The sequence below is a fragment of the Paenibacillus tritici genome (assembly GCF_018207515.1).
Classification (GTDB): Bacteria; Bacillota; Bacilli; order Paenibacillales; family Paenibacillaceae; genus Paenibacillus_AQ; species Paenibacillus_AQ tritici.
In genome coordinates, this window is record NZ_CP073365.1 from 3,379,685 (window position 1) to 3,394,926 (window position 15,242).

Annotated in this window: 26 protein-coding genes; 23 read left to right on the plus strand and 3 right to left on the minus strand. The window is 44.0% G+C overall.

Annotated elements, in window-relative coordinates; translation table 11 throughout:
- Nucleotides 1–137 precede the first annotated feature (137 nt).
- Complete coding sequence (locus KDC22_RS14225) at nucleotides 138–1,349, plus strand: DHA2 family efflux MFS transporter permease subunit (RefSeq protein ID WP_211723500.1); 1,212 nt, start codon at nucleotides 138–140, stop codon at nucleotides 1,347–1,349.
- Here KDC22_RS14225 and KDC22_RS14230 read toward each other — a convergent pair.
- Nucleotides 1,311–2,570 carry a tyrosine-type recombinase/integrase gene (locus KDC22_RS14230; protein WP_211723501.1) on the minus strand — a complete coding sequence of 420 codons (1,260 nt, stop codon included), beginning with the start codon at nucleotides 2,568–2,570 and terminating at the stop codon, nucleotides 1,311–1,313. The genes KDC22_RS14225 and KDC22_RS14230 overlap by 39 nt on opposite strands.
- A 16-nt stretch (nucleotides 2,571–2,586) precedes the next feature.
- Nucleotides 2,587–3,252, minus strand: a complete 666-nt coding sequence (locus tag KDC22_RS14235) for a helix-turn-helix domain-containing protein (protein ID WP_211723502.1) — start codon at nucleotides 3,250–3,252, stop codon at nucleotides 2,587–2,589.
- Nucleotides 3,253–3,402: 150 nt separating this feature from the next.
- On the opposite strand from KDC22_RS14235, the gene KDC22_RS14240 reads away from it, so the two are divergent.
- From KDC22_RS14240 to KDC22_RS14295, 12 genes are all read left to right on the plus strand, one after another.
- Nucleotides 3,403–3,684: a helix-turn-helix transcriptional regulator gene (locus KDC22_RS14240; protein WP_211723503.1), complete on the plus strand. Its 282-nt coding sequence runs from the start codon at nucleotides 3,403–3,405 to the stop codon at nucleotides 3,682–3,684.
- A gap of 17 nt (nucleotides 3,685–3,701) precedes the next feature.
- Nucleotides 3,702–3,899, plus strand: coding sequence for a helix-turn-helix domain-containing protein (locus KDC22_RS14245; protein WP_211723504.1), 198 nt, complete (start codon nucleotides 3,702–3,704; stop codon nucleotides 3,897–3,899).
- 62 nt (nucleotides 3,900–3,961) lie between these two features.
- A complete protein-coding gene (locus KDC22_RS14250; protein WP_211723505.1) occupies nucleotides 3,962–4,168 on the plus strand; it encodes a hypothetical protein in 207 nt (68 codons plus the stop codon).
- Between the two features lie 15 nt (nucleotides 4,169–4,183).
- A complete protein-coding gene (locus KDC22_RS14255) occupies nucleotides 4,184–5,326 on the plus strand; it encodes a ParB N-terminal domain-containing protein (RefSeq protein ID WP_211723506.1) in 1,143 nt (380 codons plus the stop codon).
- Nucleotides 5,304–5,747 carry an ORF6C domain-containing protein gene (locus tag KDC22_RS14260; protein ID WP_211723507.1) on the plus strand — a complete coding sequence of 148 codons (444 nt, stop codon included), beginning with the start codon at nucleotides 5,304–5,306 and terminating at the stop codon, nucleotides 5,745–5,747. Before KDC22_RS14255 ends, KDC22_RS14260 begins: the two co-directional genes overlap by 23 nt.
- Nucleotides 5,744–5,893 (plus strand): hypothetical protein, encoded by a 150-nt coding sequence (locus KDC22_RS14265; protein WP_211723508.1) that lies wholly within the window; start codon nucleotides 5,744–5,746, stop codon nucleotides 5,891–5,893. Before KDC22_RS14260 ends, KDC22_RS14265 begins: the two co-directional genes overlap by 4 nt.
- Nucleotides 5,894–5,895: 2 nt before the next feature.
- Entirely contained in the window at nucleotides 5,896–6,258 is a 363-nt protein-coding gene (locus KDC22_RS14270; protein ID WP_211723509.1) for a hypothetical protein, read from the plus strand.
- Nucleotides 6,259–6,338: 80 nt separating this feature from the next.
- The gene (locus tag KDC22_RS14275; protein WP_211723510.1) at nucleotides 6,339–7,379 is read left to right on the plus strand and encodes a replication protein; all 1,041 of its coding nucleotides are present in this window, start codon (nucleotides 6,339–6,341) and stop codon (nucleotides 7,377–7,379) included.
- Entirely contained in the window at nucleotides 7,379–8,338 is a 960-nt protein-coding gene (locus KDC22_RS14280; protein ID WP_211723511.1) for an ATP-binding protein, read from the plus strand. Before KDC22_RS14275 ends, KDC22_RS14280 begins: the two co-directional genes overlap by 1 nt.
- A gap of 5 nt (nucleotides 8,339–8,343) precedes the next feature.
- Nucleotides 8,344–9,471, plus strand: a complete 1,128-nt coding sequence (dnaN, locus tag KDC22_RS14285) for a DNA polymerase III subunit beta (RefSeq protein ID WP_211723512.1) — start codon at nucleotides 8,344–8,346, stop codon at nucleotides 9,469–9,471.
- Nucleotides 9,472–9,489: 18 nt separating this feature from the next.
- On the plus strand, nucleotides 9,490–9,795 hold the full coding sequence (locus KDC22_RS14290; protein WP_211723513.1) for a hypothetical protein: 306 nt from the start codon (nucleotides 9,490–9,492) through the stop codon (nucleotides 9,793–9,795).
- A gap of 2 nt (nucleotides 9,796–9,797) precedes the next feature.
- Nucleotides 9,798–9,983 carry a hypothetical protein gene (locus tag KDC22_RS14295; RefSeq protein ID WP_211723514.1) on the plus strand — a complete coding sequence of 62 codons (186 nt, stop codon included), beginning with the start codon at nucleotides 9,798–9,800 and terminating at the stop codon, nucleotides 9,981–9,983.
- 5 nt (nucleotides 9,984–9,988) lie between these two features.
- On the opposite strand, the gene KDC22_RS14300 is transcribed toward KDC22_RS14295, so the two are convergent.
- Complete coding sequence (locus tag KDC22_RS14300; protein ID WP_246553569.1) at nucleotides 9,989–10,222, minus strand: helix-turn-helix domain-containing protein; 234 nt, start codon at nucleotides 10,220–10,222, stop codon at nucleotides 9,989–9,991.
- 142 nt (nucleotides 10,223–10,364) lie between these two features.
- On the opposite strand from KDC22_RS14300, the gene KDC22_RS14305 reads away from it, so the two are divergent.
- The 10 genes from KDC22_RS14305 to KDC22_RS14350 all read left to right on the plus strand — a co-directional run bounded on the left by KDC22_RS14305 (nucleotide 10,365) and on the right by KDC22_RS14350 (nucleotide 15,241).
- Complete coding sequence (locus tag KDC22_RS14305; RefSeq protein WP_076189967.1) at nucleotides 10,365–10,568, plus strand: hypothetical protein; 204 nt, start codon at nucleotides 10,365–10,367, stop codon at nucleotides 10,566–10,568.
- 20 nt (nucleotides 10,569–10,588) lie between these two features.
- Complete coding sequence (locus KDC22_RS14310; RefSeq protein ID WP_211723515.1) at nucleotides 10,589–10,762, plus strand: hypothetical protein; 174 nt, start codon at nucleotides 10,589–10,591, stop codon at nucleotides 10,760–10,762.
- Between the two features lie 72 nt (nucleotides 10,763–10,834).
- Nucleotides 10,835–11,512, plus strand: coding sequence for an HNH endonuclease signature motif containing protein (locus KDC22_RS14315; protein ID WP_211723516.1), 678 nt, complete (start codon nucleotides 10,835–10,837; stop codon nucleotides 11,510–11,512).
- Between the two features lie 12 nt (nucleotides 11,513–11,524).
- Nucleotides 11,525–12,118, plus strand: coding sequence for a sigma-70 family RNA polymerase sigma factor (locus KDC22_RS14320; protein WP_211723517.1), 594 nt, complete (start codon nucleotides 11,525–11,527; stop codon nucleotides 12,116–12,118).
- A 56-nt stretch (nucleotides 12,119–12,174) separates the two neighbouring features.
- The gene (locus tag KDC22_RS14325) at nucleotides 12,175–12,918 is read left to right on the plus strand and encodes a hypothetical protein (RefSeq protein ID WP_211723518.1); all 744 of its coding nucleotides are present in this window, start codon (nucleotides 12,175–12,177) and stop codon (nucleotides 12,916–12,918) included.
- A gap of 42 nt (nucleotides 12,919–12,960) precedes the next feature.
- Nucleotides 12,961–13,365 carry a hypothetical protein gene (locus tag KDC22_RS14330; protein ID WP_211723519.1) on the plus strand — a complete coding sequence of 135 codons (405 nt, stop codon included), beginning with the start codon at nucleotides 12,961–12,963 and terminating at the stop codon, nucleotides 13,363–13,365.
- Nucleotides 13,362–13,766 carry a hypothetical protein gene (locus KDC22_RS14335; protein ID WP_211723520.1) on the plus strand — a complete coding sequence of 135 codons (405 nt, stop codon included), beginning with the start codon at nucleotides 13,362–13,364 and terminating at the stop codon, nucleotides 13,764–13,766. The genes KDC22_RS14330 and KDC22_RS14335 overlap by 4 nt, the downstream gene beginning before the upstream one ends.
- Nucleotides 13,767–14,022: 256 nt before the next feature.
- Nucleotides 14,023–14,421, plus strand: a complete 399-nt coding sequence (locus KDC22_RS14340; protein WP_211723521.1) for a hypothetical protein — start codon at nucleotides 14,023–14,025, stop codon at nucleotides 14,419–14,421.
- A gap of 33 nt (nucleotides 14,422–14,454) precedes the next feature.
- On the plus strand, nucleotides 14,455–14,874 hold the full coding sequence (locus tag KDC22_RS14345) for a BC1872 family protein (RefSeq protein WP_211723522.1): 420 nt from the start codon (nucleotides 14,455–14,457) through the stop codon (nucleotides 14,872–14,874).
- 91 nt (nucleotides 14,875–14,965) lie between these two features.
- The gene (locus KDC22_RS14350) at nucleotides 14,966–15,241 is read left to right on the plus strand and encodes a hypothetical protein (RefSeq protein WP_211723523.1); all 276 of its coding nucleotides are present in this window, start codon (nucleotides 14,966–14,968) and stop codon (nucleotides 15,239–15,241) included.
- Nucleotide 15,242: the final 1 nt, after the last annotated feature.

Genomic DNA, 15,242 nt, shown 5'->3' on the forward strand with positions numbered 1-15,242 from the left:
ATAAATCAATTGACACAACGGACAATTGTCCGTAGACTATGAATTGCACTTACGGACAGTTGTCCGTTCACTCATTATATCTATAAATCTGTCCGCAGGTCAATGCTGGGCGCGGACAGCTCAGGAGGAGAAGAGACATGGATCAAACCTTGAAGCAGGAGGCCGAGTTCCGGCTGTCCGGCATTCTGGTTCCGCTGCTGGCGATTATTGCCGGGGTATTTATGGTTGTCCTGGACAGCACAGCAATGAATGTGGCATTGTCCCGGCTGGTAGTGGATTTCAAGACCGATCTGCATACGCTGCAATGGGTGGTAACCGGCTATATGCTGGCCCAGGCTTCCGTTATTCCGCTGTCCGGCTGGCTGTCAGACCGGTTCGGGGCCAAAACGGTCTTTTTGACAGCGGTAATCATATTCACATTAGGCTCCATTCTGTGCGCTACGCCGAGCAGTGCCGAATGGCTGATTGTATTCCGTGTAATTCAGGGACTTGGCGGAGGGTGCGTACTCCCTGTCGGTATGGCCTACGTGTACAGACTTGCTCCGAAAAGCAAGGTTGGCGTAGTTATGGGCATTATGGGGATTCCGGTGCTGTTCGCACCGGCTATTGGTCCGGTACTGTCCGGCTGGCTGGTCGAATACCATTCCTGGCGCTGGATTTTCCTGATCAATATTCCGATCGGCATCATTGCCGTGCTGATTGGACTGCGCAAGTTGCCGAATGCGGCGAAGAACAGCGTGCCCGGCATGGATAAGTTCGGGATGGTTCTTGGTCCGTTGGCTTTTGCTTCCCTCACTTACGGTGTCAGCCAGGGTGCGCAGAGCTGGACATCCGAGAAGACTCTGCTGGGGCTGGGACTGGGAGCGGTTGCTCTGATCGCCTTCGTGATTGCAGAGCTGCGTTCCAAGACACCGCTGCTGGAGCTGCGGATTCTGAAATCTGTTGATTTCACCACCGGAATTATCGTACAGTGGATTGCCCAGTTCGGCTTATACGGCGCGTTATTCCTGCTGCCGCAATTTCTGCAGCAGGCCCGCGGCTTCGGCGCTTTCGACACCGGTCTGACGCTGCTGCCGCAAGCGATTGCCTCCGGGCTGATGATGCCGATCGCCGGAATCCTGTTCGACCGGATTGGCGTGCGCTGGCTTGTGGTCTGCGGTCTCAGCCTGGTCTCCGGCGCGTTGTTCCAATACTCCCATGTGGATCTTACGACACAGAGCCGGGATCTGATTCTTCCGCTGATCATGTGCGGTGCCGGAATGGGGATGATGATGATGCCGATAAAACCCCGAAACAACAACGTTTTTTTGCTATTTACCCACAACATCACCCACAGACTCCATAAATGACTCAAATCTATCCGGTGTTGCTGATTCTCTTCGCTTCGTGACATGTAGGTAAATATCTCGGGTTGTCCGGTCGTTCTTGTGTCCCAGCCTTTTTTGGATCACCTCTAAATCTTCGCCCGCTTCTGCCAGCAGAGATGCGTGAGTGTGTCTAAAGGAGTGTGGTGTGAGAGAATCGATGAGTTTTGCTATTTCGAGGAAGTACTTCATTCTACTTTGGACATGAAAAAACGATTCCGGAAGCCCTGGTAAAGAACGATTATTAACAAAAAGGAATTGTCGTTGAGTATAATAGGTTTTTCGATTTTCCATTTTGTATTCATTTTGCCATGCGAGATGATCGTCTAAAACAGCAATGACTGATTTCGAAATAAGAACTTTACGAATTGAAGATTTTGTTTTGGGTGTATTGAGGACGTAATTAAATATGCTTCCTCGGTAGTAGAGGGTCTTCGTAATGGAAATGAGTTTTTCTCCTTTTTTATAGTCATCTTTGCCAAGGGCAAGTAGTTCCCCAAGTCTTAAGCCGGTATAGGCCAGTAAATAAAACATATTATACTCTTGCTTAGTTCCATAAGTTTTGACAACCTTTAAAAACCTCGCCAGTTCTTCTTTCTCCATATATTTCGGTAGCTCAACGTTATTTTCAATATCTTCCACTGTTTGAAGGTAAGATGGAAAAACGGCTTTTTTTGCTGGATTGACTTGAATAATTTCATCTTCAATAGCTTGATCAAAAAATAATAAAGCAGATGCATGAAAAGTCATTAGTGTATTTTTAGCAAGACCTTTCTTTTTTATTTTAGGGTCGCCCTTTTTTAAATAAGTTAGGAAGGATTGGTACTCTTTCTTATCTAAGTCAATTACCTTCTTGTCTGGACCGAAATGATCAATCATCTTCGTGATGTTTCTTCTTCGCAGATCCACAGAAGGTTCTTTGACATTCCTGTGATCCCTATAAAAATCTAAAAATATCGGTAAGTATTCTTCAAGTGTTGCTTTTGTCTTTTCGAAATATGTTTTGTTTAAAAGCGATGCTTTGATCAAGATTCCAGCGTCGTATGCCTCTTTGGGGGTGGAGAATCCTGGTGTCTCTTTTTGTTTTCTACTAGGCTTACCATTTTTAGTCGTCGGGATGCTGTACCGATAAGTGAATATCCCTTTTTTTTCACGTACCCCGGGATACTTTTCCTTCCAATCTTCTGGTATCTTTTTTTTGGCCATTTTTACCCTCCTTAAATTAGTAATCAGCATTCGGTGGGGACATGTACCACACCATTTTTCCTATAATTCTTAAATCCTCCATTTCGGCACCTGAAAAGTTTTGGGCGACATGATCGGGATTATAGCTATCAGGTTCAAGAACAACAGTATTCTGGAGGCGATAGAATCTTTTTAGTGTTGCATCATACCCATTAACTTGAATGGCAACCACATCACCATTTTTTATGTTTTCCACAGATTTAGGTGAAATTAATGCATATGCTCCGTTAGGGATAATTCGATTCATGCTATCACCATTCACTTTTAGCAGAAATCCATCAGCATGATTTTTCCCGATTTCTTCAGGGATTTCTATGTATTCTTCAACGGGTAGCATTTCAAGAGGTAATCCAGCGGCAATAGATCCATACAAAGGTATTAGGTGAGATTTAGGTTTGACTTTAACGCCATTTACTGGTAATTCATTAGATTTATCAGAAGACTCATAAACAAGCTCCTCCAAAGTTACTCCTAAAGCATCTGCCAGTTGTTGTACCGAACCCATTTTAGGTTCGCTTTTTCCTGATTCCCAATATCCGATAGAAACATCGGATACTCCGATTCTCCGACCTAATTCTGATTTGGAAAATCCGCGAGCTTCTCTAAACTTTGTTAGATTAGTGGCGAAAGCTATTGTTTTCACGTTTCATACCTCATTGTTTTTTATTTATCATACCATGTACAATCTAATTATTCCACAATAAATCTAATTATTATTAGATGTATTGTAATTTATCGTTGACATCTAAATAAATTTAGAATACGATTTGGTTAGCGGAGGGAGGTAGTAAGAATGCATGCAAATACTGAAACCGCAAATGAATCAAGTAAGGTTGCGGACATCAATTTAAACGGAGGGCTAGACAACAAAAAAACATTAAGGGAGTGGAGGGTAAAGCGTTTCAAGAGTAAACAAGATCTTGCAGAACTACTTAATGTTCATCCAAGCACGTATGCCAAAATGGAACTGAAACCTGAAGAAATGAGATTGCGTCATTTAGTACTAATTGTTGACTATTTAGAATGCAATCTCAGCGATATCCTTTTTTTTGAACAAAACTCTAAAAATAATTAGAGTTTGGAGGTGTTGAAATGCGATTTGAAGATTTACCGGAAATTTGCACACCTGACCAGGTGGCAGATTACTTAGGGGTTACTCGGAACACTGTTTATCGCTGGTGTAAAGAAGGGGATATTCCAAGCATTAAAGTTCGCAAAGTTCGTCGGATACAAAAATCAACTTTAATTGATTGGATCGCAAAGCAAGAGAGGGCCAGTTGCAGTTCTTAGTTGTCCCTCCACAAACCATACTTACCACATCATAGAGTTTTATTCCTGAAAGGAGAATTCGATTGAAAAAAGATTTACAAATTGCTTATGAAGCTCTATCAAGAGTAATAGCATCCGGGCTGGATGCCGGAGACAAGATTGCCTTACGTGAAGCTGGTCTAGCACGGGCTAAGACATTGGAGCTTAAGGCTATGTTGCAACAGCGCGAGGTCAAGCCTCATCGAGTTACACTGAACCGGGTTGAAAATTACTGCTTGTCAGTTCTATAAGAAAGGAGAATTACATTGCTCATTGATATCAACAAAATCAAAGTAACGGATCGCATCCGGCAGGACTTTTCAGGCATCGAAGAACTGGCCCAGGACATTGAACAGAACGGTCTGATCAATCCGATTGTCATAACCTCTGACTATCAGTTAATCGCCGGAGAACGCCGCCTGAGGGCTCACCAGCACCTGGGAAGACAAGAAGTAGAGGTTAACGTGATGGATGTTCGCGATTACGCTCATCACCTTCAGCTGGAGATCAGCGAGAACGAACATCGCCGGGATTTTACTTTCTCGGAACGGATCGCTTATGGCAAAAAGGTAGAAGAGTTAGAACGAATCAAGGCCAAAGAGCGAATGACAGCGCCAGGGAAGGAAAATTTGCCCGAGGGAGAAAAAGGGCAGGTCAGAGATATCGTTGCTGATCAGGCTGGATTCGGGAGTGGACGGAATTACGATAAGGCGAAATTTATCGCCGAAAACGCCACTACCGAAATCATTGAACAGCTCGATGCCGGGATGATTAGCACTCATAAGGCGTTCGTTCAAACCCGTGAACGCATGGAACTGGCCGAACGCGAGGCGGCAGAAGCAAATGCACGAGCTGAAGCTGCCGAGAGGGAGAAAGAGGACCTTCGAAAGCAGTACAGTGACGCTATACCTGCTGATCAACTCGAAGAGGCGGTCCACGCCGCCATAGAGCGCCAGCAAGAAGAGAATGAGGTGTTTATTGCTCAGAAGGAGAAGGAGGCTCAGAAGGCCCTTAAAGAGCGTGACGCGAAGTGGAAGAGAGAAATTGAAGCTGAAACTCAGAAGGTGAAGGATTTGAATGCTGGCTACAAGAGAATCCAAGAGGAACTGGAGACCTTGAAGCTTCAACAGCCTGAAAACTTTGATGATCAGCAGCGTGCAGCCCAATTGAAAAAACTACGTTGTGAGGCGGACACAAATACAGTTCAGATGAGCATTCATGTAAAACAGTTCCTTCAAAAAGCAGCTATTACCACTCTCAATCTTGGATCAGTCGCTTCAGCATCAAACAGCGAAAAGAAACGCTTCAATGAAAGCCTGGACATGCTTCAAACATTTATTGATCAAATGCGGCCGGCTGTAAACGGTAGAAAGGTGGTAGAAGCTGATGTCATTAATGAATCAAGGTAACATGCTCGCTATGTTGGAAAATCAGTTGAAGCAGTCAGAGGCTCAAGGGACTGCGGTTCGGATGATGTTTGAAGAAATGAAATCCATGCACGAGAACATGCAGGAAATGAAATTGGATGTGAACGAAAAATTTGAAGAATGCCAGATCATGGTACAGGAAGTCCGTGACAGCGTTACTCTCATTGATGCCGAATGCGACTTAGTGCAGGCGGCTGTGAGGGTGAAATCGAATGAACTCACAAAGCACCGGTTCAAAGATTCGGATATGAAATTTAAAGAAATGGTAGGCAGATATCGCCGTTTGATCTGGAGTAACTTAAAAAAGAACTTCAGTGTAGCAAAATACAGCCATATTCGCCGGATCGATTTTGAAGATGCCATTGAATTTATTAAAGATTTTCAACCGGAGGACTACATGTGATGACGGATGAACGCCTGAAACAGCGCCATGACGCATGGAAGAGAATGAATCAACTGAAAAGTTTTGTTGGACGAGGATTGCAATCTGCTGAAATTGATTGGGAAATTAATATCCTGGAGAAATTTTTACAAACCAGGGAGGGGTAGAGATGCAAGAATTTAGTATTCCCGTTATCGCCTTAGGCGAACAGTTTGAAATGACACAACAAGCAGAGACTCACTTTGACGCAGTGGCAATCTTGCATGATATCCTGAATGACGGATTGCTTCGTGTTGACCTTATTCGGTTGGATCTCAATCCGGCTGAAATCGAAATCATAGATGCCCTTTTTCGAAAACGCACCTTGGAGATCCGCATTAGATCTTTGCGTCAATACATTGGTGTCATAGGAGATATTCCTAATTTAATCGATCAAGCAAGTGGGCAACTGAGAGATGTAACGAGAGAATTAGAGGGGTTAATCGAAGGTATTGAAATAAAAATGACCACGTTGAGGGACGCGGCCATTTAAAAGCAAATCAAAATATATTTAATTTATCGTATCACAGCCTTTTTATATGGTCAACTGGTTCGGCAGGAGAGGTGAGGTGATTGGCGGACACACAGCCAGAGAAAGGCTTTGTCAGGCTTGCCAATGATTTATGGAAAGAGTTGATACGCCGGAACTTTACGAAGCGTCAGAAGGACATCCTGCTATTCATCTGGAGGATGTCCTATGGATGTAATCTCAAAGTAGCGTACATCCCAAAATTAAAAGATTTTGAGATTTGTGGAGTACCAGCGACCCATATTAAAAACGAGCTCAAGCATCTGGAGAGCGCGAAGGTAATCAATTGGGACAGGGAAGAAAAGCTATTTTCTATAAATAAGGACTATGATCTTTGGCAGATTACCCCTGTCATGGGCTGGGAAACGGAGCGATTTAACGCGCTTATCCATCTGAATATAAAACGAAAAACTTCACAAAACGTGAACTTTTCAGTATTAGAGCAAGAAGATGAAACTTCACAAAACGTGAACCAAGACTTCACAAAACATGAAGTTATTGAAGAAGAAAACTTCACAAAACATGAAGTTGAAGGTGCTTCAAACCCTTGCGGCTGTAAGGCTGAGGAGGTCCCTAAAGACAGTTCTTTTAAAAACATTATTAAAGACAGTAGTAATAGTTGTTGTTTAAAGGAGGACTCAATTATGAATCAAGGATCTCAAAATGAAATCAAACCAGATAGCCAGGATGCCGTTCCTGCCGGGGATGCCGACTCCAACCGGAAAGCTGCTGAGTTAGATTATCGTAATACAGTTACAAGCCGTTACCTTGATCGAAAAGGCAGTGGGCTGATTATTACCATCAAGGATGAGGCATTCATTAGCGAACTCATTGCCGATGGAGTGCCTCTGACTATAGCGCTTGAAGGTATCAATCAATCATTCGACAAATTCAAGCCAAAGCATAAAAAAGACTCAATCAAAAGCCTGAGTTACTGCGAAGGGGCGATTTATGGACTGCTTGCCAAACAAGAGGACAAATCCTCCGATCCAGTAGTGCTTGAGGAAAGCGTTCCTGAAATCAGCCAAGATGAGTATCGTAAGACACTTGAGAAACTAAAAGCCAAACGTGGAGTTGAGGCTTGATGGAAAGTATGGGCGATGAACTTAAGAAATTAATTCCGAAAGGATTCGCAGAATTCCAAGCTCAAGCAACGAAAAAACTTGAGGAACATCCGGAAGTGATTCGCATAAAGGAAAATTTTCCTGGGCGAACCGACATGCTGACTCATCCGACAAATTACGGATCAATTTCGCGCCATATTGCAGTCTCGGATAACTGCAAGGCATGCAAAGGATTGTCAGCCTGTCAGAACGACCACATAGGTCACTGCAGCGTTGTAGAGGAAAATCCAAAGGACGACAAAGGCTTGATTTTCAGGCTCCAGAAATGCCCATTGCTTCTCTCCTACGAGAAACGTCAGAAGGTTACGGAGAAGATCAAAAGCCATTTCATACCTGAGCATATTGTGAATGCAACATTTGAGGATATAGAACCTGACTCGCACAGAGTAGCAGCAATTACGAAATGCATGGAGTTCTGTGCGAATTATAAAGCCGGAAAGAGTAAACGTGGCATATATCTCTACGGTCAGTTCGGAGTAGGGAAAAGTCAAATAGCTGGAGCGATTGCTCAAGAACTGGCTTCTCAGGGCGTAGATGTTGCAATGGTCTATGTACCGGACTTTATGGCTGAGGCGAAGGATGCGATCAGTTCAAAAACAGAAACCGTCCTTTCAAAGCTAGAGGCACTACAAAATGTGACTGTACTCATCTTGGACGATATTGGCGCGGAGGCCCTTACCATTTGGACGAGGGATGAAATACTCGGACCTATTCTTCAGCGCCGTATGGAGAGGTTAGTGACAATCTACACATCCAATTTGAGCATGAAGGAATTAAAACAGCACTTATTAAATGTCAAGGATGCCAAAGTTATGGACCCTCGTCAAAATGAAACGAAGGTCGAACGTATATTTGAACGGATTGAACCTTTTGTTGAAGTGCTACATGTAGGCGGCAAGAATCGCCGCAGGGAGGGTTAAAGCGCATGAAGATAGTTGTAGACAGTGCCTTGCTTTCAGAGGCGCTAGCAGACGCTGACAAGGCCATATCGCCAAAGCCGGTCATGGAAATAATGTCCGGTATCCTGATCCAGACCACGAATGACGGGATAGATGTTACTGGAGCAAGCGAGAGAGCAATGATCCAGGCTTATATCCCAGATGAGCATGTTCAAATCATTCGGCCCGGCGCAATTGTCCTTCCGAAAATCGCCCTGGAATTAATCAGAAAATTGACCGGAGAGATAGAAATTGATGTTGGAAAGGATTGTGAGATCACAATCCTTAACAAGAATGAAGAGATCGAGATATCCGGGTTCGACCCCGAAGAATTCCCGAAGCCTCCTGATGTAAGTTGGGGAGACACTACAATAATGCTTGGCAAGAGCTTGAAGGAATTCATTAAAAAATCAGTATTTTCGGTTGCAACAGAAACGAAGATGCCAGAAATAACGGGCGTAAACATTTCTTTGTCTGATAATCAGATTAAATTCTTGGCTACAGACAGAAATAGAGTTGCTTCGGTGCGGAGGCAAATGGATGTAAGGGATTTTGGGGATGCAATCGTCGAGGCACGGGGGCTGTCTGAACTGGAGAAAATCCTATATGACAAAGATGAGATTCAATTCGGCTTTTCGAAGCTACAGTCAGGCGAGGTGTTTGTTGTCTTCATCAAGACAGATCGCTTCACTTTTTACTCAAGAGTGCTCGAAGGAAGGTTTCCCGACATTGAAAGGATGCTATCAAAGGTTGAAACTGTATCAACGATCGAAGTGAATAAAAAGGAATTTTCAAAATCTTTAGATCTGATTTACACCCTGGCAAAGGAAGAAAAAAAGAATCAGGTTCGGTTAACTGCTTCAAAAACAGAACTGACTATTCGAGGTAACGGCAAAGGCATGGGGAAAGCCAAAAGGGATCTTCAACTTCTATCACTGAAGGGAGAACCGTTCACAGTTTCATTAAATGCCAAATACATTTTTGATCTCCTAAAAGCCATAGACTCGGATGTTGTAACGATTGAGTATTCCGGGAAGATGACAGCTGTAACATTCCGAGGCGAAGAAAGTGAGAGCAGCAAGTACATTATACAACCTTATCGAACAGAAATTTAACGTGAAAGGAAGTTTAAAATGACTGAGCTCTCCGGAATGGAAATGAAGTTTACTGTCATTAAAAATGCTGATATCGAGGAATATCTGGACGAAGGAGAAAAGAGTGACCTATCTAGACTACTCTGGAAAGTCGGTAGACTTCGGAAACTTGATGGCAAGGTAGCTGAACAAGCACATCTCGTAATAAGCACTGATGAATCCTATGTACAAAGGGTGGTGGATATTTTGAAAGAGAATGGTCACTGGGGAATGAAGCAAGATCCAAATCAACTTCAATTCGAAATAGTCGATGACATATTGGTTCTACCAGAAAGTAAGGAGTAGTTATGGAAGAACCGAAAGTGTTAGGTCCTGGCGAAGTTGAAACGGTCAGAGGTCCATATGGCACATACGAACGCTATTATCTATCTGATGAAGAACTGCAGAAATACCGCGAGCTACCACAAGATACATTTTGGGATCATAACAGCAAACCACATAATGCACCAGTCAGAAAAACAAAAGGAGCATAGAGGATTTATTCCTCTTGCTCCACCCTTAACTCTATCAATTCTTTGATATCCTTCAATTCAAGAACCTCAGCTATTTTCTCAAGATGTTCACGGTTAATTGAGGTTCGCATGTTATTGCAAATTTCGCTTACAGCAGCCCTACGAATACCTGTTTTTTCAGCCAGTTGCTTTTGAGTCCAACCCCGTTCATCAATGAGCGTTTGAACATTAAGAATTATTGAAACCATGCGTTCTTCCACCTCCAATGAGTAGATTCTATCACAAGAACTATAATTCCGCAATTTCGTAATTATTATATTGACGATACGAAATAACGGAATTATAATGAATATATAAATACGACATAACGAAATTAAGTAATCATGTGTAGGAGGGATAGCTATGGATTTAATCGCTCGACTTGAAGCCTATGTTAAAGAAGAAATACAACCTAAATACACATACCCCATTGGGCTAGTGCACACAAAGGCGTTCGAAGAGGCAGGGAAGGGGCGATTGTATATTTGGATTGATAAGGGCGTGACGTTTGATCACAAGTTCATTGACTTGCCAGAGAAACTATATACTTCAGGAAAAATTTCCTGACCATGTGAAAGGAGGGTCCTATGCCTAAGAAAACAATTAACCTTGCTGAACTGGACAATGAGACGCAGGAGATCAAAGAAGCAATTGCATTCTATGCAGCACATACCGTATTGCCGATTCACTTTACCGCAGCCGAGCGCGACCGTCATTACTTAACGCTCGAACAAGCCGGTTATTTGGAACGGATCTCGTAAAACCGCAGTAACGGCGCGGCGGAACAGCATTGTTATAGCCCTAAAATAGAAATATAGGAGGTGTAAAAGAGCATGGGAGAGCACAAAACATTCTGGAAACCTGAAAAGCAGGTTAAGGAGAAAAAGACTTATAACAGTTTAGGATCTAAAAAACCGAAGGCGAAGAAGGAAGTCCCGGAATGGAAGAAAGATCTCCTTGCTCATCACAAACCAGGACAGAGCTCAAAAGATCGGTGCGACTTTGATAAAGATGTCCTTGCAGAAGTTATAGCCGAACAAGGTGAATTATGCCCCTGCTGCAAGATTGCACCATCCACCACTACGCACCATGTCTGGCCGAGAGGGCGGAAGGGACGGGGCGTTAAGAGCAACGCCTTAAGGGTCTGCTGGCCCTGCCACGATAAGATCCAAACGACCGATGAACTACTTCAATTCTGGATTTCAATTTATCGCGAAAAATATGGCGATTACTTTTACTTCGATGAGCAAGATTGGGATGAACATAACCGGAAACTGGCGATCCAGTCCAATAAGGAACGAGAAAAACAAGAACGCCAGAACCAAATCAAACCGGTTATCGATTTGCTCTCAGCCGCAGCAGGACGAAGTCTCAAGGCTAAGGAATTACGCTTGCTGCAATCCTTTGAAGATAAGGATATGGCGATATTCGCCAGCATGATGGCAGATGCGTTGGGTAGAGCAGCAGAGCCAGCACCAGTCTACAGTTATGGTGAGCGGTTCGAGGATTAAGGAGGAACGACATTGAAGAAGCTTCCAACAAAACGGATAAGGGATAGTCACCCTCAGCTAGGTACAAAAGAGGAGTGCTACCAGAATCACTATAAAATGGTTCATGAGGTTGCGAAGAAATTCGGACATTTGAGATTCCATGGCATTGATCCGGACGATCTGGTCAGCGAGGGAACCATTGGTTTATTAATTGCTTATGACAGATTCGACCCCGGCAAAACATCAGCCAAGAAGTTTTCCACGTTTGCATATCCATATATAAAAGGCTTTATCCTTAGGTACTTGGAGACTAGAGCGCAGTTGATTCACATCCCATTTCATTCAGGGTTGCAGCCGAAATCAATCACAAGATTAGACCGCATGATCAAATTCAAGGATGGAACTGAGCTTGGTTTAGCCGAAACGATCGCAGCTGAAGAAGACGATACGGAGTTTGTGGTTGATCAGTTCATATGTGCTTTGACTCCGGTGGAGCAAGAGACCGTAAGAATGATGATGAGTGGTTACTTGCATCGTGAGATCGGGAAAGCGGTTGGGGTATCAGCGAATACCATAGGCCAATACAAAAATAGGATTGCGCTGAAATACATTCAAATTGCCCAGTGATAGGTCGATCAAGTTCGGATAACAACGTTAAATCATAATAAAAAGGAGCGAATTATATGTCGTTGGAAAATAGCATTAAGGACGTTATCGCTAAAAAACTCGAAGATGGAACCATTGAGAAACTTATTGGAGAGCAACTCGAAAAAGGCGTAGTGAACGCTTTGGAAAGTATGTTCAGATCTTATGGTGATGTAACAAAAGTTATTGAAGACAAGGTTAAGTCCGTGATGATCCCTTATCTTGAGTCCTATGACTATTCAGAATACATCGTGAAACTGGATTCGGTACTCGTAGATGTGTTGAAGAATACGGCGCTAGATAACAAAAAGATGCTGGAAAACTTCAAAAATCTGATGATTCCAGATGAAATGAAAACTATTAAAGTAACTGAATTGTTTGATCGTTGGATGAAATATGTAAAAGAAAACGTTGAAACAGATGGTCTTGAGGTTTGCTACGACGAAGGACCTTATTACGAATATGTGGATGTGCGTTTTGAAGTTGAATACAACGAAGAGCGGTCTTGGAGCAGTGTGAAGCATGCGGTATTAGTATTTGAATGCGAGCATGACGAGAAAATGAACGTTGAAATCGGAATCCACACATGGCCTAAATACGATAAAGGCGAATGGACAATCGACCGCCATTCTATTCAAGACATAAGTTCCCTAAGACACTTGGATGAGTTCTCAATTTTCCTGATGAAACTCAACCAAAATGGAACGAAGCTAATTCTTGATTCTGATTCTGAAGGCGATGAAATTAAACCTGACAAAGAACCAGAAGCATCGTTCTCATAAATAAGAGGGGCGTAATCGCCCCTATAAAGGAGCTGATAAGCAATGAAGGTTAAAATCATTGATCCAAATCACCCATGCTGCGGGCAAGAACTTGAAGGCGGCATCATCTATTACGACATCTACCACCAGGGCGGCAGACCTGACTTGTATCAGGTCAAGACCCCAGAAGGAACTGTATACCGGCTGCTGACCAATCAGATTGACGAAGCGCATTACAACGCTCAGGAGATCGCTGAAGAGGTGGAACGCATAGGCGCGAACGTAGGGGACACCGTGATGATAACGCGCCTGGGAAGCGGCTGTATCAGTGCTGGATTCGACTTCAAGGCACCGCATGTCATTACAAAGATACTTTGTACTGGAACTGTTGAATTTGATAATGGCGCTGCAAGTGGATTCCGTCCGGATTTAACCGTGATAACCCGGGGAGAGGCGGCTAGGGCATGAATGAAGCAGGAAAAGTTTCCTTACCCACACCAGAACGGATACAAGAGCTAAAAGGGCGTTACGAGGGATTATCGCCTGAAGACATTACATTTATGACCGTGGGTGAGCTTACGGGCTTGCTGGCTGCTCTAGAAGAGGCAGAGAACCAGCTGAAAGAAACCGAAGAGTGGGAAGCTGATGCATACGCTTGGCGGGATTTCTGCAATGAACGCAATAATCTTGATTCAACTGAATTTACTGAGGAGAATTTCACTTTGTTGCGCAGGGAACTGGCAGAGGCACAACAGACCATAGCCCGGCAACAACAAGAACTAATCAAATCACAGACGGACGCGGACATATTACTGCAAATGAACCGACAACTCCGGAAATCAATTAGGGAAGGAGCTAAGGAATCATGAAGAGTATCGAAGAAGTATTTGCTCGAATCGCGGCCACGCAGGACCCTGAATGGAATGGATGTTGCACCTGCACTGATTGTTACTGGAATATGTGGAGCCCTGAGCGTACTGACACCACGACATGCGTATCTGAGAGTCTTGGAGATACACGGATGCAGCCAGATACAACAGACTGCCCTTCCTACTGGTCTTATGAGGTCGCATGTGGAATCGGTAAAGGTAAATGGTTAACAAATCAAGCCGGGGAGACACAGCCATGACACAGGTACAGGAATGGAGCAACGCCGAGCTTAACCGTAAGCTGGCGGAGTTGATGGGGTACACGGTTATACAGAGCCACGATGCAAAAGAAGGCGGCGGGGCACCGCTATATCAGTTAACTGGCCCGGGCTTTACAGGCAGATATGACCGCAAGCCAGAAAACACATGGAAATCAGTACCTAACTGGAGTTCTGACCCTGCTGCCTCTCTAGAGGTACAGACAGCAGCCATAGAAAAATCTCAGGTAGATTATCTTCTCAACTTGAGCAAGGTAACCAATCCTAATGCGGACGATTTTGCACCATGGACACCGACTGAGATCATTAAACTACTCACCGCGAGCCCCCGAGAGAGGGCAGAGGCGGCATATATCACGCTTAGTAGTAAGCAATAGACGCATACGGTTCACCCAAGAGCAGGAGGCCCAATGACACTCACAAGGGAAGAGATACTGGCGATGGAGCCGGGACCGGAGTTAGACAAGTTGATCGCTGAGCATGTAATGGGTTGGAGCATCTACCGTTTCGACAAAGACGTTCCAGAACGATGCTATTACATGCTGGTGGACAAATCGTTTGATCCGGTTGTAGATGGTGGCTATTGGAATGCTGGAGAGCGCAAGACCGAGGAAGAAGCATGGAATGACAATAGACCATTTTCAACAGACATATCCGCAGCATGGGAAGTGCTGAACAAGGTCATCGAAATGGGCATGGAGATAAACGTAGGCTTCTACCAGAAATGGGATTGCGCTCTTGATTACCGTGGCACGCAGTGGAATGAACAGGCAGACACCGCACCAGAAGCGATATGTAAGACGGCACTACTCGCTGTACTGGGCTTATAACGGCCGTCAGGCCTCCATATCGACTGAATCAGCTCAGCGTAGCGGAGGCCGTAACAGGTCTGGTACTTAACTTATAAGGGGGCTAAGACACATGGCATCCGTATTTATGCAAGAATCCATGTTAAAGAGCATGGTGAAGTATTGCCTGGAGCTAAACGAGCAAGGAGTCTATGAGGTACCAGTGGTGCTCTCACAAATGATTGAATTGCTCACAGCTTATTTAGAAATCGAAGAGAACGAAAGTCTTCGTAAGTTGCTTAACCGGTATTTGGAGCAGCAGACAGAAGAGGAACAGATGATAAAGGTATCCGTTGCGAATATGTCCGGCATTATAGCAATGTATCTGGATAAAAAAGGATTAATTTAGG

What these genes read in the sequence shown, in the direction of transcription:
- KDC22_RS14225 (WP_211723500.1), top strand. Translation starts at nt 138, where the DNA reads ATGGATCAAACCTTGAAGCAGGAGGCCGAGTTCCGGCTGTCCGGCATT.
- KDC22_RS14230 (WP_211723501.1), bottom strand. Translation starts at nt 2,570, where the DNA reads ATGGCCAAAAAAAAGATACCAGAAGATTGGAAGGAAAAGTATCCCGGG.
- KDC22_RS14240 (WP_211723503.1), top strand. Translation starts at nt 3,403, where the DNA reads ATGCATGCAAATACTGAAACCGCAAATGAATCAAGTAAGGTTGCGGAC.
- KDC22_RS14245 (WP_211723504.1), top strand. Translation starts at nt 3,702, where the DNA reads ATGCGATTTGAAGATTTACCGGAAATTTGCACACCTGACCAGGTGGCA.
- KDC22_RS14260 (WP_211723507.1), top strand. Translation starts at nt 5,304, where the DNA reads ATGTCATTAATGAATCAAGGTAACATGCTCGCTATGTTGGAAAATCAG.
- KDC22_RS14270 (WP_211723509.1), top strand. Translation starts at nt 5,896, where the DNA reads ATGCAAGAATTTAGTATTCCCGTTATCGCCTTAGGCGAACAGTTTGAA.
- KDC22_RS14280 (WP_211723511.1), top strand. Translation starts at nt 7,379, where the DNA reads ATGGAAAGTATGGGCGATGAACTTAAGAAATTAATTCCGAAAGGATTC.
- dnaN (WP_211723512.1), top strand. Translation starts at nt 8,344, where the DNA reads ATGAAGATAGTTGTAGACAGTGCCTTGCTTTCAGAGGCGCTAGCAGAC.
- KDC22_RS14290 (WP_211723513.1), top strand. Translation starts at nt 9,490, where the DNA reads ATGACTGAGCTCTCCGGAATGGAAATGAAGTTTACTGTCATTAAAAAT.
- KDC22_RS14295 (WP_211723514.1), top strand. Translation starts at nt 9,798, where the DNA reads ATGGAAGAACCGAAAGTGTTAGGTCCTGGCGAAGTTGAAACGGTCAGA.
- KDC22_RS14305 (WP_076189967.1), top strand. Translation starts at nt 10,365, where the DNA reads ATGGATTTAATCGCTCGACTTGAAGCCTATGTTAAAGAAGAAATACAA.
- KDC22_RS14310 (WP_211723515.1), top strand. Translation starts at nt 10,589, where the DNA reads ATGCCTAAGAAAACAATTAACCTTGCTGAACTGGACAATGAGACGCAG.
- KDC22_RS14315 (WP_211723516.1), top strand. Translation starts at nt 10,835, where the DNA reads ATGGGAGAGCACAAAACATTCTGGAAACCTGAAAAGCAGGTTAAGGAG.
- KDC22_RS14325 (WP_211723518.1), top strand. Translation starts at nt 12,175, where the DNA reads ATGTCGTTGGAAAATAGCATTAAGGACGTTATCGCTAAAAAACTCGAA.
- KDC22_RS14330 (WP_211723519.1), top strand. Translation starts at nt 12,961, where the DNA reads ATGAAGGTTAAAATCATTGATCCAAATCACCCATGCTGCGGGCAAGAA.
- KDC22_RS14335 (WP_211723520.1), top strand. Translation starts at nt 13,362, where the DNA reads ATGAATGAAGCAGGAAAAGTTTCCTTACCCACACCAGAACGGATACAA.
- KDC22_RS14340 (WP_211723521.1), top strand. Translation starts at nt 14,023, where the DNA reads ATGACACAGGTACAGGAATGGAGCAACGCCGAGCTTAACCGTAAGCTG.
- KDC22_RS14345 (WP_211723522.1), top strand. Translation starts at nt 14,455, where the DNA reads ATGACACTCACAAGGGAAGAGATACTGGCGATGGAGCCGGGACCGGAG.
- KDC22_RS14350 (WP_211723523.1), top strand. Translation starts at nt 14,966, where the DNA reads ATGGCATCCGTATTTATGCAAGAATCCATGTTAAAGAGCATGGTGAAG.